Origin of the sequence: Variovorax soli NBRC 106424 (genome assembly GCF_001591385.1) — a bacterium.
GTDB classification, from domain to species: domain Bacteria; phylum Pseudomonadota; class Gammaproteobacteria; order Burkholderiales; family Burkholderiaceae_C; genus Variovorax; species Variovorax soli.
This window is the reverse complement of record NZ_BCUU01000003.1, coordinates 1-24,187: the sequence shown is the minus strand read 5'-3', so window position 1 is coordinate 24,187 and position 24,187 is coordinate 1. Positions and strand designations below refer to the sequence as shown.

The window sequence follows — 24,187 nt, the reverse complement described above, 5'->3', positions numbered from 1 at the left end:
AGCATGGAACGACATCCACCCAGCACGCGCCGCCGCGTGCTGCTGCAACTGGGCAGCGCCGGTGCGCTGCTGGCCGCGGGCCTGCCGCCCGCACACGCGGCGCTGAAGGAATCGCCCGGCACGACCAAGCTGCTGAAGGTGGGCGTGACCACCGGCCCGCACGAGCAGGTGTTCGAGGTGGCGCGGCGGGTGGCCGAGCGCGACTACGGCCTGAAGATCCAGATCGTGCCCTTCACCGACTACAGCCGGCCCAATGCCGCGCTGGAGGCCGGCGACATCGACGCCAACAGCTTTCAGCACCGGCCCTTCCTGGCGGCGCAGGTGCGTTCGCGCGGCTACAGGATCGTGGGCTTCGGCCGCACCTGGATCGGGCCGATGGCGATCTATTCCAGGAAGTACAAGAACTTCTCGGACCTGCCCGACGGGGCGAGCATCGCCATTCCCAACGACCCGGCCAACGAGAGCCGCGTGCTGCTGCTGTTGCAGAAGGCCGGCGCCATCAAGCTCAAGACCGGCATCGACCCGATTGCCGGCGTCAACGCCACGCCGCGCGACATCATCGAGAACCCCAAGAAGTTCCGCTTTGCCGAGATCGAGGCGGCGCAGCTGCCGCGCACGCTGGACGACACCGACGCCTCGGCCGTGAACGCCGACTATGCCAACAAGGCCGGGCTCAACCCGGTGCGCGACGGCATCCTGGTGGAAGACAAGGACGGCCCCTACGCCTGCCTGATCGCGGTGCGCGAGCAGGACCAGGCGCAGCCCTGGGTGCCGCAGCTGGTCAAGGCCTACCAGAGCGACGAGGTGCGCGAGTTCATCCTCAAGACCTTCGCCGGCGGCGTGGTCCCGGCCTTCTGACCCCGCGCCCAGGCAGCATGAGCAAGAAGAAGATCCTGCTGAACGCGTTCAACATGAACTGCGTCGGCCACATCAACCACGGCCTGTGGACGCATCCGCGCGACGAATCCACCGCCTACAACACCATCGAGCACTGGACGGGCATTGCCCGCACGCTGGAGCGCGGCCTGTTCGACGGCCTGTTCATCGCTGACATCGTGGGCGTGTACGACGTCTACCAGGGCAATGTGGACGTGACGCTGCGCGAGTCGATCCAGCTGCCGGTGAACGACCCGATGATGCTGGTCTCGGCCATGGCGGCGGTGACGCGGCACCTGGGTTTCGGCGTGACGGTCAACCTGGGCTACGAGCTGCCCTACCTGCTGGCGCGGCGCTTCTCGACGCTGGACCACCTCACGCGCGGGCGCATCGGCTGGAACATCGTCACCGGTTATCTGGACAGTGCGGCGCGCGCCATGGGCCTGGCCGAGCAGCTGCCGCACGACGAGCGCTACGACCGCGCCGACGAGTTCCTCGAGGTGCTCTACAAGCTCTGGGAGGGCAGCTGGGAAGAGGGGGCGGTGCGCCGCGACCGGGCCGAGCGCGTGTACGCCGACCCGGCCAGGGTGCACCCGGTGCACCACCGGGGCCGCTACTACCAGGTGGACGGCTACCACCTGGCCGAGCCTTCGCCGCAGCGCACGCCGGTGCTGTTCCAGGCCGGCGCATCGGGGCGCGGCCAGCGCTTTGCGGGCCGCCATGCCGAATGCGTGTTCATCTCGCCGCCCAACAAGGCGGCCGCGAAGAAGAGCGTGGCGTCGCTGCGCGAGCAGCTGGTGCAAAGCGGCCGCCGGCCCGAGGACGTGAAGGTCTTCGTCGGCGCCGCCGTCGTCACCGCGCCCACCTTGAAGCAGGCGAGGGAGAAGCACGAGGACTACAAGCGCTACGCCAGCCGAGAAGCGGGCCTGGCGCATTTCTCGGCCAGCACCGGCATCGACTACGCGCGCTACGACCTGGACGAGCCCATCCAGTACGGGCCGACCAACGCCATCGAGTCGGCCACCCGCACGGCGCAGCAGCATGGCTGGACGCGCCGGCAGCTGCTGGAGATCTTCGAGCTGGGCGGCCGCTACCCGGCCATCGTCGGCACGCCCGCGCAGGTGGCGGACGAGCTGCAGTCCTGGGTCGACGAGACGGGCGTGGACGGCTTCAACCTCAGCCGCACCGTGGTGCCCGAAAGCTACGAGGACTTCGTCGACCTGGTGGTGCCCGAGCTGCAAAGCCGCGGCGTCTACAAGACCGCGTACGAGAACGGCAGCCTGCGCAGGAAGCTCTTCGGCGAATCGGACCGGCTGCCGCAGCGGCACTTCGGCGCAGGCTTTCGGCGGCTGCCGCCCCAGGGGACTGAAGGGCCGCGCCTGAAGCTGGCGTGACGAAGGGGCGGGCGAGCTTCACGGGCAGAATCCGGCGTCAAGCCTGCGGCTGCCGCAGCCCCGCAACGACACGCCAACCCCCAATGAAGCTTCACCCGCCTTCCTGCCTGATGGCAGCCACCCTTTCCCTGCTCGCGCTGTCGGCATGCAGGAGCAGCGGCGACACGCTGGCGCAGCCGTCCAACCCCATCGCGGTCGACGTGCTGATCCGGGGTGGGTCCGTCTACAACGGCGACGCCCTCGAACCCACCGTCGCGGACGTCGGCGTGGCGGGCGACCGCATCGTCTTCGTCGGCAAGGCGCCCGCAGGCACGACGGCAGGCCGCACCATCGACGCCACCGGCATGGCCGTGACCCCGGGCTTCATCGACGCGCACACCCATGCCGACACCGACCTGCTGTCGGACAACGCGTCCAAGCGGCTCAACCTGGCCTTCGTCACGCAGGGCGTGACCACCTCCGTGATCGGCAACGACGGCTACGGCGGCTACGACATCGCCGGCCAGGCCGAGCGCATGCGAGCCAACCCGCCGGGCACGAACGCGGCCATGTTCGTGGGCTTCGGCCCCGTGCGCCAGAGCCAGCTGGCCAACAACAATGTCGCGCCCACGGCGCAGCAGCTCGAGGCCATGAAGAAGCTGGTGGCCGGCGCCATCTGCCAGGGCGCCATCGGCTTCTCCACCGGCCTCTACTACACGCCGCAGAACTTCTCCACCACCGAAGAGGTCATCGAGGTGGCCAAGGCCGCGGCGGTGCACGGCGTGCCCTACGACAGCCACATCCGCGACGAGCAGACCCGGGCCGGCCTGCCGGCCGCCGTGGCGGAAGCGCTGCGCATCGGCCGCGAAGCCGGCATGCCGGTTCACATCGCGCACATCAAGGCCCTGGGTGCCGATGTGCAGGGCATGAGCGGACAGCTGATCAAGATGGTCGAGGACGCGCAGGCGGCAGGCCAGAAGGTCCACGCCGACCAGTACCCGTGGCTCGCTTCGAGCACCTACCTCTCCGCCGCGCTGATTCCGGCGTGGGCCAACGCCGGCGGCCGCCCGGCGCTGCTGCAGCGCTTCGACGATCCGGCCGTGCAGGAGCGGCTGCGCGCCGGCATCGCCGAGAACCTGCGCCTGCGCAACGGCGCCGCGGCGGTCCTGATCGCGGCGGGCAATCCCAAATATGTGGGCAAGACGCTGGCGCAGATCGCGCAGGCATCGACCCGCGGCGACGCGGTCGACGCCACCATCCTGGTGCTGCGCGAAAGCGAGAACCTCGTCGCCAACTTCAACCAGAGCGAAGAGGATGTGCGTGCCTTCATGAAGCGGCCCTGGGTCATGACCTCGTCCGACTCGTCGCCGGGCCATCCGCGTGCGGTCGCTTCGTTCTCGCAGAAGTACGGCGAGTACGTGGTGCGACAGAAGGTGATCTCCATCGGCCAGTTCGTAAACAGCAGCACCTCGCTCACCGCCGACTCGCTGGGCATCGTCGACCGCGGCCGCCTGAAGGCGGGCCAGTTCGCCGACATCGTGGTGTTTGATCCGGCGCGCTTCAAGGCCAGGGCGAGCTATACCGCGCCGGCGCTGCTGTCCGAAGGCATCATGCTGACCATGATCAACGGCCGGGCGGTGGTGGAGAACGACGTGCCCACGAACGTGGCGGCCGGCCGTGCCCTGCTGCGCGTGCCGGACCCGCGCCTCTGCCCGGCCACCAAGGCGGCGACCGGAAGCGCGAAGCTGGCCCTGAGCCCCGCCATGCACGATCACGCGCACTGAGGCAGCGAGGGCTTCAGTTGAATTGCGCCGCGGCGGACGGGTGCGGCGCGCGGGCGGCCAGCAGCTGCGTCAAGGCCGGCTCGGCCGGCGGCCCGCTGGCCGCTTCCTCGCGCTCGGCCCCGAGGGCTTCCTCCACCACCTGGCGGGTGAGCACCGGCGAGAACGATTCGATGAAGTCGTACACGTAGGCGCGCAGGTAGGCGCCGCGCCGCACCGCCAGCTTGGTGGTGTTGATGCCGAACAGGTGGCCCACGTCCACCGCGCGCAGCCGCGTGTCGCGCTCCGACTCGAAGGCGATGCCGGCCACCACGCCCACGCCCAGGCCGAGCTCCACGTAGGTCTTGATCACGTCGGCGTCCATGGCGGTGATGGCCAGGTCGGGCTTGAGGCCCGCGTCCACGAAGGCCTGGTCGATGCGGTTGCGGCCGGTGAAGCCGCTGTCGTAGGTGACCAGCGGATAACCCGCCAGGCGCTCGATGGTCACCGGTCCGTCCAGCAGCGCATGGCCCGGCGGCACGATGAGCGAGTGGGTCCAGCGGAAGCTGGGCAGTGCCACCAGCTGCGAATAGTCGCTCAGCGCCTCGGTGGCAATGCCCACGTCGGCTTCGCCGTCCAGCAGCATCTGCGCGATCTGCTGCGGCGAGCCCTGGCGCAGGTGGATCTGGACGTCGGGAAAGCGCCCGCGGAATTCCTGCACCGCGATCGGCAGCGCGTAGCGCGCCTGCGAATGCGTGGCGGCAATCGACAGCAGCCCGCGCTTTTGCGAGAGAAAGTCCTGCCCCGCCTGGCGCAGGTTGCGGCTTTCCAGCAGCACGCGCTCGATGATGGGCAGCAGGTAGTCGCCGGGCGGCGTGAGGCCCGTCAGCCGCTTGCCGGCGCGGGCGAAGAGCTCGAGCCCGAGCTCTTCTTCAAGCTCGCGGATCTGCCGGCTCACGCCCGGCTGGGAGGTGTGGAGCACCTGGGCCGCCTCGGTGAGATTGAAGCCGCAACGCACGGCTTCGCGCACGGAGCGCAGTTGTTGGAAGTTCATTGCAATCGCCGAAAAAAGCTGTGCCATGTGGGGCACTCTGCGGACGATTCTGCAAGGCGGCCTTCCAATCGCGAACTACCGATTTGTTGCTTTCAAATGAGTGAATGATCTGAAAGGGCGCTCAGAAGGCCGGCACCAGCGAGCCGTTGAACTTGGTCTCGATGAAGCTCTTCACCTCGGGCGACTGGTAGGCCTTCACCAGCTGCCGGGCCCAGGGCTTGTCCTTGTCGGCGCGGCGCACCGCGATCAGGTTGGCATAGGGGCTCTGGGGCGATTCCTTGATGACCGCATCCTTGGCCAGCGACAGGCCCGCCTTCTCGGCATAGTCGTTGTTGATGGAGGCGATGACCAGGTCGTCCAGCGAACGCGGCAGCTGCGCCGCGTCCAGCGGCACCAGCTTGAGCTTCTTCGGGTTGGACACCACGTCCAGCGGCGTGGCGGTGTTGTTCTTCACCGCCTCGGGCTTGAGCGTGATGAGCCTGGCTTCCTGCAGCAGGAGCAGCGCGCGGTTGCCGTTGGACGGATCGTTCTGGATGCCCACCGAGGCGCCGTCGGGCAGCTGGTCGATGGACTTGATCTTGCGCGAGTAGAAGCCCAGCGGCGCGGTGATGGTCAGGCCCACCGGCACGATGTCGAAGCCGCGCGACTTGTTCTGGTTGTCCAGGAAGGGCTGGTGCTGGAAGGCATTGGCATCCAGGTCGCCGGCCGCCAGCGCGGCATTGGGCAGCTGGTAGTCGTTGAACACGACCACGTCGATCGCCAGCCCGTCGCGCGCCGCGACCTTCTTCACCACCTCGAAGATCTGCTCGCCGTTGCCCACCGAGACGCCGACCTTCAGCGCCTTCTTGTTGTCTTGCGCATGCAGCGCGCCGCAGGTGGCGGAAAGAAGGGCGGTGGCGACGATGGACAGGGCGGCGCGGCGAAGGGAGGCGAGCATTTGAAAGTTGCAATGGAGTGAAAGTGGCGCGACTTTGCCGCCGCGCACCGCCGCCCGGAAGGAAGGAAAACGCAGAACCTTATGCGCGGGCGCAGCCGCACGGCGCGACAGCGGGCCTTCATCGAAAAGCGCATAAGCACGCGACGAAAGCGTCCTTCCCCTTTGGGGATGCGCTTCCCATACTCGGCCGCTTTGCCGGGCAACCCTGCTGAGATGACCACAGACTTTCAATCCACGAAACCACCGGGCACGCAGCCGGTGATACGGCTGCAAGCCGTGAAGAAATCATTCGCGCTGCCCGGTGGCGGCACCTTCGATGCGGTGCATTCGCTCTCGCTGGACATCCATGCCGGCGACACCTTCGGCCTGATCGGCAAGAGCGGCGCGGGCAAGTCCACGCTGCTGCGCCTCATCAACCTGCTGGAGCGCCCCGATGCGGGGCAGGTGATCGTGTCCGGCCGCGACCTCACGCAGCTGTCGCGCCGCGAACTGCGCGATACGCGCCAGAACATCGGCATGATCTTCCAGCAGTTCAACCTCATCCAGAACGCCACGGTGGCGGACAACGTGGCCTTCCCGCTGAAGATCCACGGCCGCCATACGCGGGCCGAAATCCAGGCGCGCGTGCGCGAGTGCCTGAAGCTGGTGGGCCTGGAGGACAAGGCCGCCAGCTACCCGGCGCAGCTGTCGGGCGGGCAGAAGCAGCGCGTGGCCATTGCCCGCGCGCTGGCGCCGCGCCCGCAGGTGCTGCTGTGCGACGAGCCCACTTCGGCGCTGGACAGCGAAACCACGCGCGAGCTGCTGCAGACCCTGCGCGAGGTGAACGAGAAGCTGGGCGTGACCATCGTCATCGTCACGCACGAGCTGTCGGTGGTGGAGGCGCTGTGCAGGCATGTGGCCATCCTGGAGCAGGGCCGGCTGGTGGAGCAGTTCGAAGTGGACGGCCCGTCGGCGGCGGAGCGCCGCACCGCGCTCGGCCGCGAGATCGACGAACTGGTGCGCCAGCGCGCCCAACAGCGCGGCCAACAGCGCGCCTTGGTGCGGCCCACGGCCGATGTGCAGGCGGCCAACACGCCGCAGCTGGCGAATGCGTCGCCGCTCGCCCATGCGCAGGGGGTGGCCTATGCCTGAGAACATCGCCGCCATCCTCCCGGAGCTGGGCGTGGCCACGGCCCAGACCTTTCTCATGCTGGGCATCGGCCTGAGTGCGGCACTGCTCATCGGCGGGCCGCTGGGCATCCTGCTGTTCCTGCTGAGCCCGGGGCAGTCGCTGGAGAACCGCCCCGTGTTCCTGGTGCTGAACTGGATCGTCAACACCGTGCGCTCCTTTCCCTTCATCATCCTGCTGGTGGCGCTGGTGCCCTTCACGCGGGTGGTGGCGGGCACCTCCATCGGGCCGCTGGCCGCGGCGGTGCCGCTGTCGGTGGCGGCCATTCCCTACCTGGCGCGGCTGGTGGACCAGTGCCTGCGCGAGGTGCCGCGCGGCGTGATCGAGGCGGCCCACGCCATGGGCGCGAGCGAGCTGCAGATCATCGCGCGCGTGCTGCTGGTGGAGGCCCGCTCCGGCCTGGTGCTGGCGCTCACGGTGCTGGCGGTGAGCTTTCTCTCGTACTCGGCCATTGCCGGCGTGGTGGGCGGCGGCGGCATCGGCGACCTGGCCATCCGCTACGGCTACTACCGCTTCCAGACCGATGTGATGGTGCTCACCGTGGCATTGCTGGTGGTGCTGGTGCAGATCATCCAGTTCGCCGGCAGCCATGCGGCCCGCGTGCTGGACAAGCGCTGATTCCTTTTCTATTCATTTCCCGAACTTCGCACTCATGAAAACCAAGTTTGTCCGCCGCGCCGTGCTGGCGCTTTTCGTGGCCGTGCTCGCCGCCGGCGTGCTGCCCCTGCAGGCCGCCGCGCAGGCCGCCAAGAAGGAACTGGTGATCGGCGCCACCGCCGGCTCCAACATCGACCAGCTCAAGGCCGGCATCGTGCCGGCGCTGGAGAAGAAGGGCTACAAGGTCAAGCTGGTGGAGTTCAACGACTACGTGCAGCCCAACCAGGCGCTGGCGCAGGGCTCGCTGGACGCCAACTTCTTCCAGCACCGCGTGTACCTGCAGAAGTTCGCGGCCGACCAGAAGCTGGACATCGTCGAGCTGGTGCAGGGCCCCATCGCGCCGCTGGGCGTGTATTCCACCAAGCGCAAGACGCTGGCCGAGGCGCACGAGGGCGACCGCGTGACGCTGCCCAACGACCCGAGCAACCTGGCGCGCGCCCTGGTGCTGCTGGAGCAGAACAAGCTGATCGTGCTCAAGAGCGGCGTGGACCCGATCCGTGTGTCGGAAAAGGACGTGGCGGAGAACCCGCGCAAGCTGAAGTTCATTCCGCTGGAAGCGGCGCAGCTGCCGCGCTCGCTGGGCGACACCGAGTACGCCATCATCAACGGCAACTTCGCCATCTCGTCGGGCCTGAAGCTCACCGAGGCGGTGGCGCTGGAGAAGACGCCCGACCACTACCTGAACGTGGTGGCCGTCAGGCGCGCCGACAAGGACAGCGCCTGGGCCAAGGACCTGGTCGAGGTCTACCGCTCCAAGGATTTCCAGGCGGTGGTGGACAGCAAGTTCCAGGGCTACGCCAAGCCCACCTTCCTGCAGTAGCTCGAGCGGGGCCGTCACTTGACGACGCCGACATTGCAGCGCCTGGGCTGCTTCACCCGCGTGCTGGACAACACCTCGGCCGCAGAGCGTTATCGCCTGGCGGCCGAGCAGATCGCGCAGGCCGAGGCCCTGGGCTTCGACACGGCATGGGTGGCGCAGCACCACTTCCACGAAGCCGAAGGCGGCCTGCCTTCGCCGCTGGTCTTCCTCGCCTCGGTGGCGGCGAAGACCAGGCGCATCCGCCTGGGCACCGGCATCGTCACGCTGCCGCTGGAGAACGCGGTGCGCGTGGCCGAGGACGCGGTGGTGCTGGACCTGCTGACCGGCGGCCGGCTCGAATTCGGCGTGGGCACCGGCGGCACGCCCTCGTCCTTCACCGCCTTCGGACTGCACAGCGACCAGCGTGCCGAGGTGTTCGCGCGCCACCTGGCGCTGCTGCGCGATGCCTGGGCCGGCCGGCCGCTGCCCGGTGGCGACCGGCTGTATCCGTCTTCTCCGCAACTGCTGGACCGTGTCTGGCAGGCCAGCTTCTCGGTGGCGGGGGCCGAGCGGGCCGCTCGCGCGGGCGACGGCCTGATGCTTTCGCGCACGCAGCCGCGCACGCCCGAGGCGCCGCATGCCCGGCTGGCCGACATCCAGCTGCCGATCGTCGAGGCCTACCTGTCGGCGCTGCCGGCCGGTCGTGCACCGCGCATTGCCGGCTCGCGCTCGGTGTTCGTGGCCGACGACCGCGCGCTCGCGCGTCGGCTGGCGGAGGAAGGCCTTCGCCGCGGCCTGGTGCGCCAGCCCGTGCCGGGCGGCCCGGGCGCGGATGCACCGCTCGACCTGCTGATCGCGCGGCAGGACGTGCACGTGGGCACGCCGGCGGACGTCATCGCCTCGCTGCGCGCCGACCGCACGCTGGCCCATGTGACCGACCTGGTGTGCCAGGTGCATCCGATGGACCCGCCGCATCGGCACATCCTGCGCTCGATCGAGCTCATCGCCACCGAAGTCGCGCCGGCACTGGGCTGGCGTGCCGCCGCACCTGTCGCCGCCAAGACGGCGGCCGGCGCTCCTTCATCTTCTTCTTCCGAACTCCAGACCACCATCGCATGAACGCAGTCCACGCCTTTCCCGATGTGATCGACCAGCTCGTGGGCACCGCATCCGGCGGCCCCGTCGACGAGATCCGTGCCCGGCGCCCGCTGGCCCGCCTGCATGCGCAGCAGAGCTACCAGGCGCTGTTCGAGCCCGCCGCGCCGCCGCCGGGCTACGAAGGCGAGTTCGATGCGGTCGAGCGCTTCGCGATCGCGACCTTCGTCGCGGCGCTGCACCGGCAGCCGGCCTTCATCGCCTTCTATGCGACCGGGCTGTCGCGCGCGGGCGCATCGACGGCGCTGCAGGAGACGGTCGTCGACGCGGCGCGGCAGGGTGCGGCCAGCGGGCCCTACGGCAGCTATCCGGCCGGCGCCCTGAGCGCGGAAGACGTGCAGGGGCCCGACTATGTGGTGTCTGCGGCGCACCGCGCCGTGCTCGGCGTGCGGCTGGCCGCCGCGCTCGCCCACGCGCATCTCCTGGTGCTGCATCCGCGCGATGCCAAGGCGGACGGCCTGCGCGCGCTGCTCGATGCGGGCTGGTCGGCCGACGAGATCGTCACGCTGTCGCAGCTGGTGTCCTTCCTGTCGTTCCAGGTGCGGGTGGTGGTGGGGCTGCGTGCGCTGTCCGGGAGTGCTGCGGCATGAGCGTGGACACCATCGCCCATCCGGGCCACCTTGCGCCCAACGCCTTCACGCAGGCCCAGCTGGACTGGCTGCCCTGGCTGGCACCGCTGGCCGAGTCGCAGCTGACTGACGTGCACTTCGCCGGCCTGGTGGATGCTGCGCGTGCCAAGTCGCCGTACTTCATGCTGCTGGCGCGCGACCCGGACATCCTGGGCGCGCGCACGCGCACCGACAAGGACATCTTCTACAACCCCGAGGCCGGCCTGCCGCGCGCCGAGCGCGAGCTGGCGGCCACCGCCACGTCGCGCGTCAACGGGTGCATCTACTGCGCTTCGGTGCATGCACGCTTCGCCTCGCACTTCTCGCCGCGCTCGCAGGACGTGCAGCGGCTGCTGGACGAGGGCGTGAAGGCCGCGCTCGACCCGCGCTGGGATGCCATCGTGGCCGCCTCGGCGGCGCTCACCGCGACGCCCATCGCCTTCGGCGAGGCGCACATCGCCGCGCTGCGCGCCGTGGGGCTGGACGCGCTGGCGATCTCGGATGTGATCCACGGCGCGGCCTTCTTCAACTGGGCCAACCGCCTGATGCTGTCGCTGGGGGAGCCGCGGCTGCCGCCTGGCTGAGCGGCCCTGGCAGGGCTGCGATTCGTGTTAGCGTCCGGGCTCTTCAACGCAGATGCAAAGAGTCCAGGTGGTCATGCCCAAGGCGCGTGTTCAGGTGTCGGCGCGGGATCAGCAGGTGCCGCTGCCCACGGCGCCCGAGGTGCGCCGCCGCCCGCGGCAGTCGCGCGCCCAGCACAGCGAAAAAGCCCTGCGCGACGCCTTTGTCCGGGTTCTGCTGGAGCGCGGCTATGCCAAGACCACCATCCGCGAGGTGGCCTCGGTGGCGGGCGTGGGCGTGGGCACCTTCTACGAGTACTTCGGCAACATGCGTTCGCTGGCGGCCAAGTGGATCAGCGACACGGTCAAGGACGCGGAGCTGAAGCTGCGGCAGTCCTTCGAGGCGCATCGCGGCCGGCCGCTGGCCGAGATCGTCGATGCCGTGCTCGACGTGCAGGTGAAGAACATCGCCGACAACACGCAGACCTGGACGCTGCTGTTCCTGCTCGAGCGGCAGGTGTCGGCGCCCAGCGCCTACCGGCGCCACTACGACACCTGGGTCGACGCGTGGCGCGACGCCCTGGCCTGCGCCGCGGACCCGCCGCCGCAGGACCGCCTGCCCCTGGTGGCGCGCATGGCGCATGCCATCTCGTACGGGTGGCTGTCGCAGTGCATGCTGACCACCGACCCGCCGCCTTCCGAGGCCTCGCTGCGCCATGAACTCGGGCTGGCCGTGCATGGCTACCTGGCGGGCGTGAAGGCGGCCGGCTCGCGCTGAGCGAACGCGCGGCGCTGCGAGTTTGACGGGATGGCGCGTTAACCCCGTGCGCGCTGCGGGGCGAGGCGCCCGGCGCGCTGCGCGTCGGCGCCGCATGCCTGGACGATCAGCTGCGCCAGCACCTGCATGCCGCTTTCCTTCTCCGCGCGGTCCACGGTGAACAGCTCCAGCATGCCCGCGCCCCGCAGGCTGTCGAACACCAGCACGGCAAAGCCCTGCGGGTTGGGGTGGTTCGCCTTCAGTTCGGGAAAGGCATCCAGGAAGCGCGCGTAGAAGGTGCGGTCCACGTCGCCGCGATGGGCGTCGATGCGGTCGAAGAGCTGGGGCGTGGACTTGCAGCCGAAGAACAGGCTCCAGGCGGCCAGGTAGTTGGGGGCGCCGAAGATGTGGCGCCAGGCGCGGCTGACGAACTGCTCGGCCCGCTCCTGCAGGGGCAGGGCGGCGTCGGGCCAGACGCTGCCCTGGTCGCTCACCGGCTCCATCACCTCGTCGACCAGCCGCTCCATCAAGGCATCGCGGCTCTCGAAGTGGTGCTGCAGGGCGCCCAGCGACACGTCGGCACCGCGGGCGACGGCCTGCAGCGTGGTGCCGCGCAGGCCTTCCTCGCGCAGCAGGTTCAGGGCCGAGTCGATGATCTTGCGCTGCGTGGCCTCGACGCGCTCGTTCTGCGGGGTGCGTCCGCGCCGCTGCATGGTGGGCGTTGTCATGTCTTGCTCGGGCCTTAAAAAACAAATATTAAATATTTCTTGTTTCTTCTAGCCGGTTCGCGGCAATCCGTCCATAGGGGAAAACAACAAACAATAATAATTTATTGTTGTTTAGAGTTCGCGGCCATGCGGCAACCCGCCCGCAGATCCGCAGCCCTTACCGGGGCAGAGACCGAGAGTACCGAGAGCCCCGAGATGCCGCGCACCGTAGATCGCCTGCCCAACGACGACCGCACCAACGGCTGGAGCGCCCTGCTGGCGGCACGCCAGCCCCGGCCCTCGCTGCAAGCGCAGCTGGATGTCGACTGGCTCATCGTCGGTGCCGGCTATGCGGGCCTGGCGGCTGCACGGCAACTGGCCACGCAGCAGCCAGGCGCCGCCATCGCGGTGGTCGAGGCCGGCGTGGTGGGCGAGAACGCCTCGGGCCGCAATTCCGGCTTCGCCATCGACCTGCCGCACAGTTCTTCCCCCTCGGATGCGGCGGTGGAGCAGGGCCGCCATGTGATCCGCGTCAACCGCTTCGCCGTCGATGCGCTGGACCGGCTGGTGGCCGAGCACGGCATCGCCTGCGACTGGAACAGGTGCGGCCGCTATCACGTGGCCGTGACCGACGCGGTGGCGGCCGAATCGCTCAAGAGCTATGCCCACAACCTCGACGCCTGGGGCGAGCCCTACGAATACCTGGAGCGCGGCGCGCTGCGCCAGCGCCTGGGCACCGACTACTACGCCGCCGCGGTCTACACGCCCGGCACGCACCTGCTGAACCCGGCCGCCCTGGTGCGCGGCCTGGCCGACAGCCTGCCGCCGCAGGTGCAGCTGTTCGAGAACTCGCCGGTCGTCGAGGCCGACTTGCACGGCGACTCGCCTTCGGTGCGCACCGCGCAGGGCCGCATCCGCGCGGGCAAGCTGATCCTGGCGGTGAACGCGTTCTCGCAGTCCTTCGGCGTGTACCGCGAGCGCCAGGTGCCGGTGCTGCTGTTTGCCAGCCTCACGCGCCCGCTCACCGATGCGCAGCTCGCCAGCCTGGGCAGTGACGACACCTGGGGCGTGACGCCCGCGCACGGCGTGGCCGGCTCCACGCTGCGCCTCACGCAAGACCGGCGGCTGATGATCCGCCAGGGTTTCGAATACTCGCCGAGTCTGCGCACCAACGATGCGCGGCGCGCCAAGGCCAAGGCCATGAACCTGGACCTGCTGCGCCGGCGCTTTCCCCAACTGGGGGCCATCGAGCTGGAACATTTCTGGATGGGCTGGCTGGCCGTGTCGCAGAACCACGCGCCGGCCTTCGGACGCATCGCACACAACGCCTACGCGGCCTCCTGCTGCAACGGCTCGGGCATCGTGCGGCACACGGCCGCCGGCATGCTCATCGCCGACCTGGCGCTGGGCCGCCAGAACCCGCTGATCGACGACTTCCTCGTCGAAGGCACCGCCAACTACATCCCGCCGCGCCCGGTGCGCGACATCGGCGTGGGCCTCACGCTGGCCTGGGACATGTGGCGCGGCCGCGCCGAGCAGTAAGCAACTCCGGCAGCCCCCGGGACGGGCTGCCCCATCCACACCATCCACCATCCAACCGAGGAGACACCGGTGAGCATTTCTTCCACAGGTCATCTGGAGCGCAAGCTCAAGAACCGCCACATCCAGCTGATCGCCCTGGGCGGCACCATCGGCACGGGCCTGTTCCTGGGCTCGGCCGGCATCATCGAGATGGCCGGCCCCGGCGTGCTGCTGGGCTATGCCATCGGCGGCGCCATCATCTTCCTGATCATGCGCTTCCTGGGCGAGATGCTGGTGGAAGAGCCCACCGCCGGCTCCTTCAGCCACTTTGCCAACCGCTACCTGTCGCGCTTCGCCGGCTTCCTGTCGGGCTGGAACTGCGTGGCGCTGTACGTGCTCGTGGGCATGCTCGAGCTCACGGCGTGCGCCAAGTTCGTGCAGTTCTGGTGGCCCGAGATTCCCACGTGGGTGATCGTGGCCGCGCTGTTCGCGCTCATCAACGCGGTCAACTTCATCAACGTGAAGGCGTACGGCGAGTTCGAGTTCTGGTTCGCGCTCATCAAGATCGCGGCCGTGGTGGCCATGATCGTGACGGGCATCTATATCCTCTCGACCACCCACAACCCGACGCAGACCGTGAGCAACCTGTGGACGCACGGCGGCTTCCTGCCCAACGGCGTGTCGGGGGTGGTGATGGCCTTCGCCTTCATCATGTTCGCCTTCGGCGGCGTCGAGATGCTGGGCTTTGCAGCCGCCGAGACGGACCAGCCGCGCAAGGTGATTCCCAAGGCCATCAACCAGCTCATCTTCCGCGTGCTGGTGTTCTACGTGGGCTCGATGGCGGTGCTGCTGGCGCTCACGCCCTGGACCGACCTGGTGGCGCAGCTCAAGGCCGGCGGCGGCACCTACAGCGGCAGCCCCTTCGTGCTGGTGTTCGCCGGCATCGGCGAGAAGCTCGCGGCCAACGTGCTGAACTTCGTGATCCTCACCGCCACGCTGTCGGTCTACAACAGCATGGTCTACAGCAACAGCCGCCTGCTCTACGGCATGGCCCTGGAAGGCAACGCGCCCAAGTCGCTCATGGAAGTGAACAAGCGCGGCGTGCCGGTGCGCGCCATCGTCTACCCGGGCGTGTTCACCGCGCTGTGCATCGTGCTGAACTACGTGGCGCCGGCCGGCGTGATCGAACTGCTGATGTCGCTCATCGTCGCGGCACTGGTCATCACCTGGGTCATCATCATCCTGGCGCACCTGAAGTACCGCAAGGCGCAGGCCGCCAAGGGCGCCCGCGCCAGCTTCCTCGCGCCCTTCTCGCCGCTGTCCAACTACCTGTGCCTGGCCGTCATGGCCGTGGTGGTGGCGGTGATGGCGGCCACGCCCGACATCCGCAGCTCGGCCTTCGCCATTCCCGTGTGGATCGGCCTGGTGTATGTGGCCTTCCGCGTCGTGAACCGGCAGCTGGCCGCCCCGGCCATGCGCACCACCTGACGACCCTCGCAACCTTTCTGGAAGAAGAACCTGATGAACTCCGCTCCCACCTTCTACCCCGCGCCCGGCGGCATGCCGTTTTCTTCCGCGGTGCGCGCCGCCGGCCTCGTGATGCTGTCGGGCCAGATTCCCTTCGACGACGCCGGGCGCCCGCTCACCGGCCCCATCGAGGCGCAGACGCATGCCGTGTTCAAGAGCATCGCGGCCCGGCTGGAGGCCGTGGGCCGTTCGCTGGACGATGTCGTCAAGGTCAACATCTGGCTGGCCGACCTGAACGACTTCGCAGCGTTCAACAAGGTGTACGCCGGCTACTTCAAGGAAGGCCGCTACCCGGTGCGCAGCCTGGTGCAGGCGCAGCTGGTGTTCGGCGTGGGTGTGGAGATCGAGGTGCAGGCGGTCGATGCGCCGGCCGCGGCGTAGGCACGTGGGCATCGAGATTCAGATGGAGGCCGCATGACGTCGACCACGCCGCCCAAGCTCACCGACGCGCAGCTCCAGCCGCTGCTGGCGCAACTGCCGGCGTGGCGCATGAGCACCGAGCGCGGGGGCACGCTCTCGCGCGAATTCGTCTTCCAGGATTTCGCGCAGGCCTGGGGCTTCATGTCCCAGGTGGCGGTGGTGGCGGAAAAGCGCAACCACCACCCCGAGTGGTCCAACGTCTACAACCGGGTGGCTGTGACGCTGACCACCCACGATGCCGATGGCCTGTCGATGAACGACATCGCGCTGGCCCGCCTCATGGACCAGGTCGCCGAGGCGCTGGCCGGGCAGGCCGGCGGCTGAGCCGGGTGCCTCAGCCTTTCTTTTGCGAGACCCGCTGCCAGGCCTCGTAAGGGCTCTCGCCGTCTTCGCCCTTCAGCGGCTGGTACGACATGCGCAGCGACTGCTGCTCGATGGGCTTGGCCATCTCGGCGTAGATGCGCGCGGTCGACAGGCCGTAGGGCTCGCCGTCCGCGTTGGAGGCGGCGAAGTACGCGGCCTTGATGCCCACCATGTGCATCAGCGACAGGCACATGGGGCAGGGCTGGCCGCTGGCGTACATCTCGCAGCCGTCCAGCCGCGGGTTCTGCTGCGCCGCCGTGGCCGCGCGGATGGCCTGCATCTCGGCATGGGTGGAGGGGTCGTGGGTGGCGAGGATCTCGTTCACGCCGGTGGCCAGCACCTGGCCGTCCTTCACCAGCACCGCGCCGAAGGGGCGGCCGCCGCGTTCCACCACGTTGTTGCGCGCCAGGCCGACGGCCATGCGCAGGTAGTCCTTGTTCATGCTTTCCTTTCCTTGTTGCGTCAGGCCGCCTTGGGAAACGCGCCTTTGACGCCATCCACCACCCAGTTGATGCTGCGCACCTCGGGGTCGGGCAGCTCGGCGCCGGCGGCCACCCGCTGCTTGCCGTCGCGGTCGGTGAGGGGGCCGGCGAAGACCTTGAGCTTGCCGCTGACGAGGTCCTTCTCGCGCTGTGCCACCTCGGCCAGCACGTTGGCCGGAATGGCCGCGTTGTAGGGCGCCATCTTGCAAAAGCCCCCTTCGCCCACGCCGCGCCAGCGGCTCTGCGATTTCCAGGTGCCTGCCATCACGTCGCGCGCCGCTTCCACATAGGCGCTGCTCCAGTCGAGGATATCGCCGGTGAGCTGGCCCTTGGTGACGAACTTGGAAAAGTCGCTGCCGTTGCCCACGCTCCAGGCGCCGCGGGCCTCGGCCGCGATGCCCTGCACCGGCGTGTTGGGGCTGCCGGCCAGCACGTCCGCACCTTGGGAGATGAGCGCGTTGACGGCGTCCTTCTCCTTGGCCGGGTCGTTCCAGCTGTTGATCCAGATCACATTGCAGGCGGCCTGCGGGTTCACGCTGCGCGCGCCGATGAGGAAGCCGTTCAGGCGCCACACCACCTGCGGCACCGGGAAGGCGCCCACCCAGCCCAGCACGTTCGACTTGGTCATGCGCCCGGCGATCACGCCGGCCAGGTAGGTGGCCTCGTAGTTGCGCGCCTCGAAGGCGCCCATGTTCTTCGCCGTGGTGATGGCCGCGCAGCACTCGAAGGTGGTGTCGGGCATGGCGCGTGCCACCTTGAGCATGGGCGCCATCTGCGAGAAGGTGGTGCCGAAGATCAGCTTGTGCCCCTGCGAGGCCAGCTCGCGGAACACGCGCTCGGCATCCTGCGCCTGCGGCACGTCGGTCACGGCCGTGACCTTCACCCGGCCGGGAAAGGCGGCCTCGACGGCCTTCCAGCCCAGCGCATGCTGCGTCTCCCAGCCCACCTCGCCGATGGGAAACTGGTGCACGACGCCGATCTTGAGCACGTCCTTCTGCTGCTGCGCGAACAGGTCCGCGCTGCGGCCGGCCAGCGCGGCAATGCCCAGTGAAGAGGTGGCTTTGATGAACTCCCGGCGGGGCAGGATCAGCATGGTTGTCTCCTTCTATGGTTGTGGTGGCTCACGGGGTTGGGGGGGGAAAGCTCAGATCTCGTCGATGGCGGTGGCGGCCGCCTGCTGCACGTTGGCGCCCACCGCAAAGCGCGCGGCGGTCTTCACGTAGAAGCTCGCGCCGAAGCGGCCGACCGGGTGGTAGTCCTGCAGGCGCACGCGCCACTTCTTGTCGTCGATGAGGCCGTCGCGCGCGCTCAGCCACTGCACGCGGCCGATGAAGATGATCCGGCTGTCGGTTTCCAGCTTCTCGTGCAGCACGCACTCGAAGGCGACGGGCGCCTCCACGATGCGCGGCGGCGCCACGGTGTGCGAGGGCACGGCACGCAGCCCCGTGTGCTCCAGCTCGCTCATCTCGAAGGGCAGGGCGTCGCCGCAGGCATGCATCTGCTCGGTCATGGCCTCGTCGCACAGGTGCACGACGAACTCGCCGGTGGCCAGGATGTTGGCGGCCGTGTCCTTCAGCCGGCCGTCCTGCAGCCGGTTCACGCTGAGCATCAGGATCGGCGGGTCCTCGCCCAGCATGTTGAACATGGAGAAGGGCGCCGCATTCACCACGCCGCTGGGCCCCACGGTGGTGACCAGCGCGATCGGCCGCGGCACGATCAGGCTGGCCATGAGCTTGTAGCGCTCGTAGGCCGAGAGGGGTGCGAAATCGATTTCCATGATGAAGAGCTCCTTGAATCAGGCGCCGGCGTGGAAGGGCTTGCCGAGCGACACCGGGGTGTTCAGCCGCACCATGGCGGCGTTGCGCGAGATGAGCACCAGCACGGCCACGGTGGCCAGGTAGGGCAGCATCGACATGGCCTGCGACGCGAAGCCGATGCCCGCGCCCTGCGCGAAGAACTGCGCGATGGTGATGCCGCCGAACAGGTAGGCGCCCAGCATCACGCGGCCCGGCCGCCACGAGGCGAACACCACCAGTGCCAGCGCGATCCAGCCGCGCCCGGCCGTCATGCCTTCCAGCCACAGCGGCGCATACACCAGCGACAGGTAGGCGCCCGCCAGGCCCGAGGTGATGCCGCCGAACACGGTGGCCAGGTAGCGGATGCGCGTCACCGGATAGCCCAGCGAGTGCGCCGAGCTCGGCGATTCGCCCACCGCGCGCAGCACCAGGCCCGGCCGCGTGCGGTAGAGGAACCACGCCACGCCCGCGAACAGCAGCCACGAGAGGATCACCATCGGATGCACGGCCTGCACGAAGGCGCCGAGCACGGGGACGTCGCCCAGCGCGCCCAGCCCGTTACCCGGCAGCTTGAGCGCCACGCCCACGTGGTTCTTGCCGGCAAAGGCGCTCACGCCCGCGCCGAAGATGGCCAGCGCCAGCCCGGTGGCCACCTGGTTGGCCTGCAGCGTGAGCGTGAGGAAGGCGAACAGCAGCGCCATCAGCGCGCCGGCCACGCAGCCGGCGCCCACGCCCAGCCACAGGCTCTGCGTGGCGCTCGCGGTGATGAAGGCGGCGATGGCGCCGACGATCATCATCCCTTCCACGCCCAGGTTGAGCACGCCCGACTTCTCGGTGACCAGCTCGCCCAATGCGGCAAAGATCAGCGGCGTGCCGGCGCCGAGCGTCATCACGACCAGGGGGATCAGCGTGTCGGTCATTGCGGGATCTCCTTGGCGCCCGGCACGAGCCTGACGCGGTAGCCGATGAAGAGGTCGGCACCCAAGAGGAAGAACAGCAGCGCACCCTGGAAGAGGGCGGTGGTGGCCGCAGGCAGCCCCATGCTGATCTGCGCCGCGTCGCCGCCCAGGTAGAGCAGCGACATCAGCAGGCCCGCCAGCAGGATGCCCGGCGGATGCAGGCGCCCGACGAAGGCGACGATGATGGCCGCAAAGCCGTAGCCCGGCGACACCGTGGGCAGCAGCTGCCCCAGCGGCCCGGCCACTTCGCCCACGCCCGCCAGGCCCGCCGCCGCGCCGCCGGCCAGCATGCCGATCCAGATGGTCTGCCGGGCGCTGAAGCCGGCGTAGTGCGCCGCCTCGCCCGACAGGCCTGCCACGCGCATCTGGTAGCCGCGAAAGCTCTTGCCCAGGAACACCCATGCCGCGACCACCGCCACCACCGCGAACAGCACGCCCGCGTTCAGCCGCGTGCCGTTCAGCAGGATGGGCAGCAGCGCCGCATCCGGCAGCAGCGGCGACTGCGGAAAGTTGAAGCCCTGCGGGTCGCGCCACGGGCCGTGCACCAGGTAGCTCAGCAGCAGCTGCGCCACGTAGGTGAGCATCAGGCTCACCAAAATCTCGTTGGCATTGAAGCGCGTGCGCAGAAAGGCCGGCACCGCCGCCCACGCCATGCCGCCGAGCGCGCCGGCGGCGATCATCAGCGGCAGCAGCCAGGCCGGCCCGTCGCCGGCGGCCGGCAAGAGCGCCATGCCGCCGGCGACGATGGCGCCGATGGTGAGCTGGCCTTCGGCGCCGATGTTCCACACGTTGGCCCGGAAGCCCACCGCCAGCCCGGTGGCGATCAGCACCAGCGGCGCGGCCTTGAGCAGCAGCTCGGCCACGCCGTTGAGGCTGCTCACCGGCGCGATGAAAAAGGCATGGAAGGCGGCCAGCGGGTTCTTGCCGAGTGCCGCGAACAGCACGAAGCCCATCAGCAGCGTGAGGCCGGTGGCGATCAGCGGCGAGGCATAGCGCATCCGCAGCGAGGCGGCGGCCCGGGGTTCGATCCTAAGCTGCATGGAACACCTCCGCGTCCAGTCGGGAGGCGGCGCCCGCGACCTGCGGCTGCGCATCGGCCTGCGCATGCCAGGCGCCGCTCATCTTCAGGCCGATCTCCTCGACGTTGGTCTCCTGCGCCGGCCTGGGGGCCGACAGCTGCCCGCCGGCGATCACCGCGATGCGGTCGCTGATCTCGAACAGCTCGTCCAGCTCCTCGGACACGACCAGGATCGCGCAGCCCGCGTCGCGCAGGTCGATCAGCGCCTGGCGGATGAAGGCCGCGGCGCCCACGTCCACGCCCCAGGTGGGCTGCGAGACGACCAGCACCCTGGGGCTCTGCAGGATCTCGCGCCCCACGATGAACTTCTGCAGGTTGCCGCCCGACAGGCTCTTCGCCTCCGAGGCCGGGCCGCCGCAGCGCACCTTGAACTGGTCGATGCAGCGCTGCGTGAAGGACTGCACTGCGACGCTTCGCACCAGGCCGCCGCCCACCATGTTCTGGCGGTGCGCGGTGAGCAGCGCGTTGTCGGCCAGGGACATGGCGGGCACCGTGGCGCGGCCCAGGCGTTCCTCCGGCACGAAGCACAGGCCCAGCCGGCGCCGCGCGGCCGGGTCGAGGCGGCCCGCGTGCATGCCGCAGATCTCGATGTCCGCCGCGCCGGTGCTGGTTGCCTCGCCCGAGAGCGCCGCCAGCAGCTCCTGCTGCCCGTTGCCCGAGACGCCCGCAATGCCCACGATCTCGCCGCCGTGCACATCCAGCCGGATGTCCTTCAGGTCCACGCCGAAAGGATCCTCGGACTTGCGCGAGAGGCCGCGGATGCAAAGCCGGGCCTCGGCGCGCGCGGTGGGCGGCGGATGCTGGCAGGTGGGCAGGTCGCCGCCGATCATCAGGCGCGCCATGCTCGAGGCCGTCTCCTGCCGCGGATCGCAGTGGCCCGTGACCTTGCCCGCGCGCAGCACGGTGGCGCTTTGGCACAGTTCCTTGATCTCGTCGAGCTTGTGGCTGATGTAGAGGATGCCGCAGCCGTCGCTGGCCAGCCGGCGCAGCGTCTCGAACAGCTTGCGCACCGCCTGCGGCGTGAGCACCGAGGTGGGCTCGTCCATGATGAGCAGGCGCGGGTCCTGCAGCAGGCAGCGCACGATCTCCACGCGCTGGCGCTCGCCGATGGACAGCGAATGCACCAGGCGGTTGGGGTCGAGCGTGAGGCCGTAGCGCTCCGACACAGTGCGGATGCGCTCGGCCAGCACCTGCAGGTCGCCGGCACCGCTCATGCCCAGCGCGACGTTCTCGACCACAGTGAGCGTCTCGAACAGCGAGAAGTGCTGGAACACCATGCCGATGCCCAGCTCGCGCGCATGCGCCGGGCTGGCCACGGTGATCGGCCGGCCTTCCCACAGCACCTGGCCCGCGTCCGGCTTGACCACGCCGTAGATGATCTTCATGAGCGTGCTCTTGCCGGCACCGTTCTCGCCCAGCACGGCGTGGATCTCGCCGGCACGCACCCGCAGGTCGATGCCGTCGTTGGCCACGCAGCTGGGGTAGGCCTTGCGGATGCCGCGCAGCTCCAGCAACTCGCCGCCCGGTTCGATCATGGCGGCACGCGATTCGTTCATGGCGAAGACCTCCTGGCCTGGACCTGTCGATGTCGACGCTGCGCAATGTAGGAAGCACCCCGCGGGGTGTCGAGGCGCCTGGGCTGATGCGCCACATTGACGTACCGAATAGTGCTCAGGTGCCGCGCCCGGCCGCGCACCACCATTCATCGAACGGATAGTTCACATGCGCCCGAGGCGCATAGACAGCCAAAACCAAACGCGGTGTCATCCATGCCAGCCGAAACCAGGCCGCAGCGGGCAACGCGAATGCAGCCCGACATGCCTCTTCCGTCCAAAGAGATACACAGGAGACAGACATGAGCATCGACCGCAGACTCTTTCTCATGCGAAGCGCCGCCTCCGCCGGCGTGCTCTCGCTGCAATGGGGCATCACCCCCGCCGCCTTCGCCGCCGACACGGTGCGCATCGGCGTGATGATCCCGGGCTCCAAGTCCGACCACGGCTGGATGGAGTCGGGCTACAACGGCGTGAAGAACGCGCAGAAGCGCTACGAAGGCAAGGCCAAGATCACCTACATCGAGAACGTGAAGTTCGGCGACATGGAGCAGGCCCTGGTGGCGCTGGCCTCCAAGAACGACCTGGTGATCGGCTGCGGCGGGCAGACCCAGGCCTCGGTGCTGAAGGTGGCCAAGCGCTTCCCGAAGGTGAAGTTCTCCATCGTCGGCCCGACCGGCACGCCCACCGAGAACGTGGCGCAGTACGACGTGCTGCAGGCGCAGATCGGCTTCGTGGCCGGCGCGGTGGCGGCCATGCTGTCGAAGAACGGCGCGGTGAGCTACGTGGGCGGCATGGAGATCCCGGCCATCGTCAACACCGGCAAGGAGTTCGGCAACGGCGCGCGCTACGTGCGGCCCGACATCAAGTACTTCGACGCCTACACCGGCGACTTCGACGACGTGGCCAAGGCCAAGGAAGCCACGCTGGCCGCCATCGCGCAGGGCGCGGACGTGCACTACAACATCCTCAACCTGGGCATCCGCGGCATGGAGCAGGCGGCGCGGGAGAAGGGCACCAGGCTCATCGGCAGCTATGCCAACTACTGCGCCGACGCCAACCCGCTGTACGTGGCCTACACGGTCAGCGGCATCGGCTTCATGGTCGAGTACGCCATCGACCAGATGATGGCCGGCACCTGGAAGCCCGAGTACAAGCAGTTTGGCCTGGCCATGGGCCCCAGCTCGGCGGGCATGGAGGTGTGCGGCGGCGGCACGCCGCAGATGGTGGCCAAGATCAAGGAGATCCAGGGCGATCTCCTGGCGGGCAAGATCAAGGTCGCCATCGGCTGACGGGAGCGCACGCCGTGGCGTTGCTCGAACTCTCGGGCGTGTCCAAGCGCTTCGGCGCGGTGGCCGCCCTGACCCATATCAACCTCGACGTCGAGCGCGGCGAGGTGCATTGCCTGCTCGGCGAGAACGGCGCCGGCAAGTCCACCCTGTGCAACCTGATCTTCGGGGTGCACCGGCCCACCGCAGGCAGCATCACCTTCGGCGGCGCGCCCTTCGCGCCCGAGGGCCCGGCCGACGCGCTGCGCCAGGGCATCGGCATGGTCCACCAGCACTTCAGCCTGGTGGGCACCATGACGGTGGTCGAGAACCTGATGATGGGCCGCACCGGCGCCATCCTCGACGCGGGCCAGGTGGTGGCGCGCATGAAGCGCCTGGCCGACGAATACAAGCTGGAAGTCGACCCCTGGCGCGTGGTGCGCGACCTGTCGGTGGGCGAGCGCCAGCAGGTGGAGATCATCAAGTGCCTGCTGGGCGACCCCAAGCTGCTGGTGCTGGACGAGCCCACCGCCGTGCTGCCGCCCAGCGAGGTCGATGCCTTCCTGACGGTGTGCCGCCGCGTGGCCGACGACGGGCGCGGCGTGATCCTGGTGACGCACAAGCTGGCCGAGATCGCCAAGGTGGCCGACCGCACCACGGTGCTGCGCCAGGGCACCGTGATCGAGACGGTGCCGATGGAAGGCGCAGACATGCGCGCGCTGGTGCGCTCCATGATCGGCCACGAGATCCAGACCGGCGGCGACGGCGTGCTGGCCGCCACGCTGGGCCTGGCCGATGCGCCGGCCGCC

General features: G+C 69.0%; 25 protein-coding genes. 16 read left to right on the top strand and 9 right to left on the bottom strand.

The features are described from left to right. The first annotated feature begins 3 nt into the window (after positions 1–3). The 3 genes from VSO01S_RS01530 to VSO01S_RS01520 all read left to right on the top strand — a co-directional run bounded on the left by VSO01S_RS01530 (position 4) and on the right by VSO01S_RS01520 (position 4,033). Complete coding sequence (locus VSO01S_RS01530) at positions 4–858, top strand: MetQ/NlpA family ABC transporter substrate-binding protein (protein WP_068640142.1); 855 nt, start codon at positions 4–6, stop codon at positions 856–858. A 17-nt stretch (positions 859–875) separates the two neighbouring features. Next, a complete protein-coding gene (locus tag VSO01S_RS01525) occupies positions 876–2,270 on the top strand; it encodes an LLM class flavin-dependent oxidoreductase (protein WP_068640039.1) in 1,395 nt (464 codons plus the stop codon). 110 nt (positions 2,271–2,380) lie between these two features. Beyond that, positions 2,381–4,033 (top strand): N-acyl-D-amino-acid deacylase family protein, encoded by a 1,653-nt coding sequence (locus VSO01S_RS01520; RefSeq protein ID WP_084241613.1) that lies wholly within the window; start codon positions 2,381–2,383, stop codon positions 4,031–4,033. Between the two features lie 13 nt (positions 4,034–4,046). On the opposite strand, the gene VSO01S_RS01515 is transcribed toward VSO01S_RS01520, so the two are convergent. Beyond that, complete coding sequence (locus VSO01S_RS01515) at positions 4,047–5,063, bottom strand: CysB family HTH-type transcriptional regulator (RefSeq protein ID WP_084241612.1); 1,017 nt, start codon at positions 5,061–5,063, stop codon at positions 4,047–4,049. 121 nt (positions 5,064–5,184) lie between these two features. Beyond that, entirely contained in the window at positions 5,185–6,000 is an 816-nt protein-coding gene (locus tag VSO01S_RS01510; RefSeq protein ID WP_068640038.1) for a MetQ/NlpA family ABC transporter substrate-binding protein, read from the bottom strand. A 213-nt stretch (positions 6,001–6,213) separates the two neighbouring features. On the opposite strand from VSO01S_RS01510, the gene VSO01S_RS01505 reads away from it, so the two are divergent. From VSO01S_RS01505 to VSO01S_RS01475, 7 genes are all read left to right on the top strand, one after another. After that, positions 6,214–7,131: a methionine ABC transporter ATP-binding protein gene (locus tag VSO01S_RS01505; protein ID WP_068640037.1), complete on the top strand. Its 918-nt coding sequence runs from the start codon at positions 6,214–6,216 to the stop codon at positions 7,129–7,131. Next, positions 7,124–7,786 (top strand): methionine ABC transporter permease, encoded by a 663-nt coding sequence (locus VSO01S_RS01500; RefSeq protein ID WP_068640036.1) that lies wholly within the window; start codon positions 7,124–7,126, stop codon positions 7,784–7,786. The genes VSO01S_RS01505 and VSO01S_RS01500 overlap by 8 nt, the downstream gene beginning before the upstream one ends. 34 nt (positions 7,787–7,820) lie before the next feature. After that, positions 7,821–8,645 (top strand): MetQ/NlpA family ABC transporter substrate-binding protein, encoded by an 825-nt coding sequence (locus VSO01S_RS01495; protein ID WP_068640035.1) that lies wholly within the window; start codon positions 7,821–7,823, stop codon positions 8,643–8,645. Positions 8,646–8,663: 18 nt separating this feature from the next. Beyond that, positions 8,664–9,743: a putative FMN-dependent luciferase-like monooxygenase gene (locus tag VSO01S_RS01490; protein WP_068640034.1), complete on the top strand. Its 1,080-nt coding sequence runs from the start codon at positions 8,664–8,666 to the stop codon at positions 9,741–9,743. Beyond that, on the top strand, positions 9,740–10,369 hold the full coding sequence (locus VSO01S_RS01485; protein ID WP_068640033.1) for a CMD domain protein: 630 nt from the start codon (positions 9,740–9,742) through the stop codon (positions 10,367–10,369). The genes VSO01S_RS01490 and VSO01S_RS01485 overlap by 4 nt, the downstream gene beginning before the upstream one ends. Beyond that, entirely contained in the window at positions 10,366–10,971 is a 606-nt protein-coding gene (locus tag VSO01S_RS01480) for an alkylhydroperoxidase domain protein (protein ID WP_068640032.1), read from the top strand. The genes VSO01S_RS01485 and VSO01S_RS01480 overlap by 4 nt, the downstream gene beginning before the upstream one ends. Positions 10,972–11,044: 73 nt before the next feature. Beyond that, on the top strand, positions 11,045–11,725 hold the full coding sequence (locus VSO01S_RS01475) for a TetR/AcrR family transcriptional regulator (RefSeq protein WP_068640031.1): 681 nt from the start codon (positions 11,045–11,047) through the stop codon (positions 11,723–11,725). Between the two features lie 38 nt (positions 11,726–11,763). Here the strand turns inward: VSO01S_RS01475 and VSO01S_RS01470 are convergent, their stop codons facing one another. Next, positions 11,764–12,432 carry a TetR/AcrR family transcriptional regulator gene (locus VSO01S_RS01470; RefSeq protein WP_068640030.1) on the bottom strand — a complete coding sequence of 223 codons (669 nt, stop codon included), beginning with the start codon at positions 12,430–12,432 and terminating at the stop codon, positions 11,764–11,766. A 195-nt stretch (positions 12,433–12,627) separates the two neighbouring features. On the opposite strand from VSO01S_RS01470, the gene VSO01S_RS01465 reads away from it, so the two are divergent. The 4 genes from VSO01S_RS01465 to VSO01S_RS01450 all read left to right on the top strand — a co-directional run bounded on the left by VSO01S_RS01465 (position 12,628) and on the right by VSO01S_RS01450 (position 16,203). Beyond that, the gene (locus VSO01S_RS01465; RefSeq protein WP_068640029.1) at positions 12,628–13,953 is read left to right on the top strand and encodes an NAD(P)/FAD-dependent oxidoreductase; all 1,326 of its coding nucleotides are present in this window, start codon (positions 12,628–12,630) and stop codon (positions 13,951–13,953) included. Positions 13,954–14,022: 69 nt separating this feature from the next. After that, positions 14,023–15,420, top strand: a complete 1,398-nt coding sequence (locus VSO01S_RS01460) for an amino acid permease (RefSeq protein WP_068640028.1) — start codon at positions 14,023–14,025, stop codon at positions 15,418–15,420. A gap of 33 nt (positions 15,421–15,453) precedes the next feature. Further along, positions 15,454–15,840, top strand: a complete 387-nt coding sequence (locus VSO01S_RS01455; protein WP_068640027.1) for a RidA family protein — start codon at positions 15,454–15,456, stop codon at positions 15,838–15,840. A gap of 33 nt (positions 15,841–15,873) precedes the next feature. Beyond that, positions 15,874–16,203, top strand: coding sequence for a 4a-hydroxytetrahydrobiopterin dehydratase (locus VSO01S_RS01450; protein ID WP_068640026.1), 330 nt, complete (start codon positions 15,874–15,876; stop codon positions 16,201–16,203). Positions 16,204–16,213: 10 nt separating this feature from the next. Here VSO01S_RS01450 and VSO01S_RS01445 read toward each other — a convergent pair whose 3' ends face one another. From VSO01S_RS01445 to VSO01S_RS01420, 6 genes are read right to left on the bottom strand one after another with little or no spacing between them, the layout of a single operon-like run. Further along, complete coding sequence (locus VSO01S_RS01445) at positions 16,214–16,684, bottom strand: nucleoside deaminase (RefSeq protein WP_068640025.1); 471 nt, start codon at positions 16,682–16,684, stop codon at positions 16,214–16,216. A gap of 20 nt (positions 16,685–16,704) precedes the next feature. Continuing rightward, the gene (locus VSO01S_RS01440) at positions 16,705–17,817 is read right to left on the bottom strand and encodes a BMP family ABC transporter substrate-binding protein (RefSeq protein ID WP_068640024.1); all 1,113 of its coding nucleotides are present in this window, start codon (positions 17,815–17,817) and stop codon (positions 16,705–16,707) included. A 51-nt stretch (positions 17,818–17,868) separates the two neighbouring features. Further along, positions 17,869–18,501, bottom strand: a complete 633-nt coding sequence (locus VSO01S_RS01435; protein WP_174544697.1) for a flavin reductase family protein — start codon at positions 18,499–18,501, stop codon at positions 17,869–17,871. 18 nt (positions 18,502–18,519) lie between these two features. After that, the gene (locus VSO01S_RS01430; protein WP_068640022.1) at positions 18,520–19,440 is read right to left on the bottom strand and encodes an ABC transporter permease; all 921 of its coding nucleotides are present in this window, start codon (positions 19,438–19,440) and stop codon (positions 18,520–18,522) included. Then, a complete protein-coding gene (locus VSO01S_RS01425; protein WP_068640021.1) occupies positions 19,437–20,519 on the bottom strand; it encodes an ABC transporter permease in 1,083 nt (360 codons plus the stop codon). Before VSO01S_RS01425 ends, VSO01S_RS01430 begins: the two co-directional genes overlap by 4 nt. Next, positions 20,509–22,113, bottom strand: coding sequence for an ABC transporter ATP-binding protein (locus VSO01S_RS01420; protein WP_068640020.1), 1,605 nt, complete (start codon positions 22,111–22,113; stop codon positions 20,509–20,511). Before VSO01S_RS01420 ends, VSO01S_RS01425 begins: the two co-directional genes overlap by 11 nt. A gap of 299 nt (positions 22,114–22,412) precedes the next feature. Here VSO01S_RS01420 and VSO01S_RS01415 point away from each other — a divergent pair, with 299 nt between their 5' ends. Next, complete coding sequence (locus tag VSO01S_RS01415) at positions 22,413–23,402, top strand: BMP family protein (RefSeq protein WP_068640019.1); 990 nt, start codon at positions 22,413–22,415, stop codon at positions 23,400–23,402. 14 nt (positions 23,403–23,416) lie between these two features. Beyond that, the coding region (locus VSO01S_RS01410; RefSeq protein ID WP_153305089.1) for an ATP-binding cassette domain-containing protein at positions 23,417–24,187 on the top strand (771 nt) is incomplete at its 3' end.

Bases quoted from the DNA above. Each gene is read 5' to 3' on its own strand.
- VSO01S_RS01500 (WP_068640036.1), top strand. From the start codon at position 7,124: ATGCCTGAGAACATCGCCGCCATCCTCCCGGAGCTGGGCGTGGCCACG.
- VSO01S_RS01495 (WP_068640035.1), top strand. From the start codon at position 7,821: ATGAAAACCAAGTTTGTCCGCCGCGCCGTGCTGGCGCTTTTCGTGGCC.
- VSO01S_RS01440 (WP_068640024.1), bottom strand. From the start codon at position 17,817: ATGCTGATCCTGCCCCGCCGGGAGTTCATCAAAGCCACCTCTTCACTG.
- VSO01S_RS01525 (WP_068640039.1), top strand. From the start codon at position 876: ATGAGCAAGAAGAAGATCCTGCTGAACGCGTTCAACATGAACTGCGTC.
- VSO01S_RS01435 (WP_174544697.1), bottom strand. From the start codon at position 18,501: ATGGAAATCGATTTCGCACCCCTCTCGGCCTACGAGCGCTACAAGCTC.
- VSO01S_RS01450 (WP_068640026.1), top strand. From the start codon at position 15,874: ATGACGTCGACCACGCCGCCCAAGCTCACCGACGCGCAGCTCCAGCCG.
- VSO01S_RS01425 (WP_068640021.1), bottom strand. From the start codon at position 20,519: ATGCAGCTTAGGATCGAACCCCGGGCCGCCGCCTCGCTGCGGATGCGC.
- VSO01S_RS01510 (WP_068640038.1), bottom strand. From the start codon at position 6,000: ATGCTCGCCTCCCTTCGCCGCGCCGCCCTGTCCATCGTCGCCACCGCC.
- VSO01S_RS01445 (WP_068640025.1), bottom strand. From the start codon at position 16,684: ATGAACAAGGACTACCTGCGCATGGCCGTCGGCCTGGCGCGCAACAAC.
- VSO01S_RS01465 (WP_068640029.1), top strand. From the start codon at position 12,628: ATGCCGCGCACCGTAGATCGCCTGCCCAACGACGACCGCACCAACGGC.
- VSO01S_RS01430 (WP_068640022.1), bottom strand. From the start codon at position 19,440: ATGACCGACACGCTGATCCCCCTGGTCGTGATGACGCTCGGCGCCGGC.
- VSO01S_RS01505 (WP_068640037.1), top strand. From the start codon at position 6,214: ATGACCACAGACTTTCAATCCACGAAACCACCGGGCACGCAGCCGGTG.
- VSO01S_RS01475 (WP_068640031.1), top strand. From the start codon at position 11,045: ATGCCCAAGGCGCGTGTTCAGGTGTCGGCGCGGGATCAGCAGGTGCCG.
- VSO01S_RS01420 (WP_068640020.1), bottom strand. From the start codon at position 22,113: ATGAACGAATCGCGTGCCGCCATGATCGAACCGGGCGGCGAGTTGCTG.
- VSO01S_RS01515 (WP_084241612.1), bottom strand. From the start codon at position 5,063: ATGAACTTCCAACAACTGCGCTCCGTGCGCGAAGCCGTGCGTTGCGGC.
- VSO01S_RS01480 (WP_068640032.1), top strand. From the start codon at position 10,366: ATGAGCGTGGACACCATCGCCCATCCGGGCCACCTTGCGCCCAACGCC.
- VSO01S_RS01520 (WP_084241613.1), top strand. From the start codon at position 2,381: ATGGCAGCCACCCTTTCCCTGCTCGCGCTGTCGGCATGCAGGAGCAGC.
- VSO01S_RS01455 (WP_068640027.1), top strand. From the start codon at position 15,454: ATGAACTCCGCTCCCACCTTCTACCCCGCGCCCGGCGGCATGCCGTTT.
- VSO01S_RS01470 (WP_068640030.1), bottom strand. From the start codon at position 12,432: ATGACAACGCCCACCATGCAGCGGCGCGGACGCACCCCGCAGAACGAG.
- VSO01S_RS01485 (WP_068640033.1), top strand. From the start codon at position 9,740: ATGAACGCAGTCCACGCCTTTCCCGATGTGATCGACCAGCTCGTGGGC.
- VSO01S_RS01415 (WP_068640019.1), top strand. From the start codon at position 22,413: ATGAGCATCGACCGCAGACTCTTTCTCATGCGAAGCGCCGCCTCCGCC.
- VSO01S_RS01530 (WP_068640142.1), top strand. From the start codon at position 4: ATGGAACGACATCCACCCAGCACGCGCCGCCGCGTGCTGCTGCAACTG.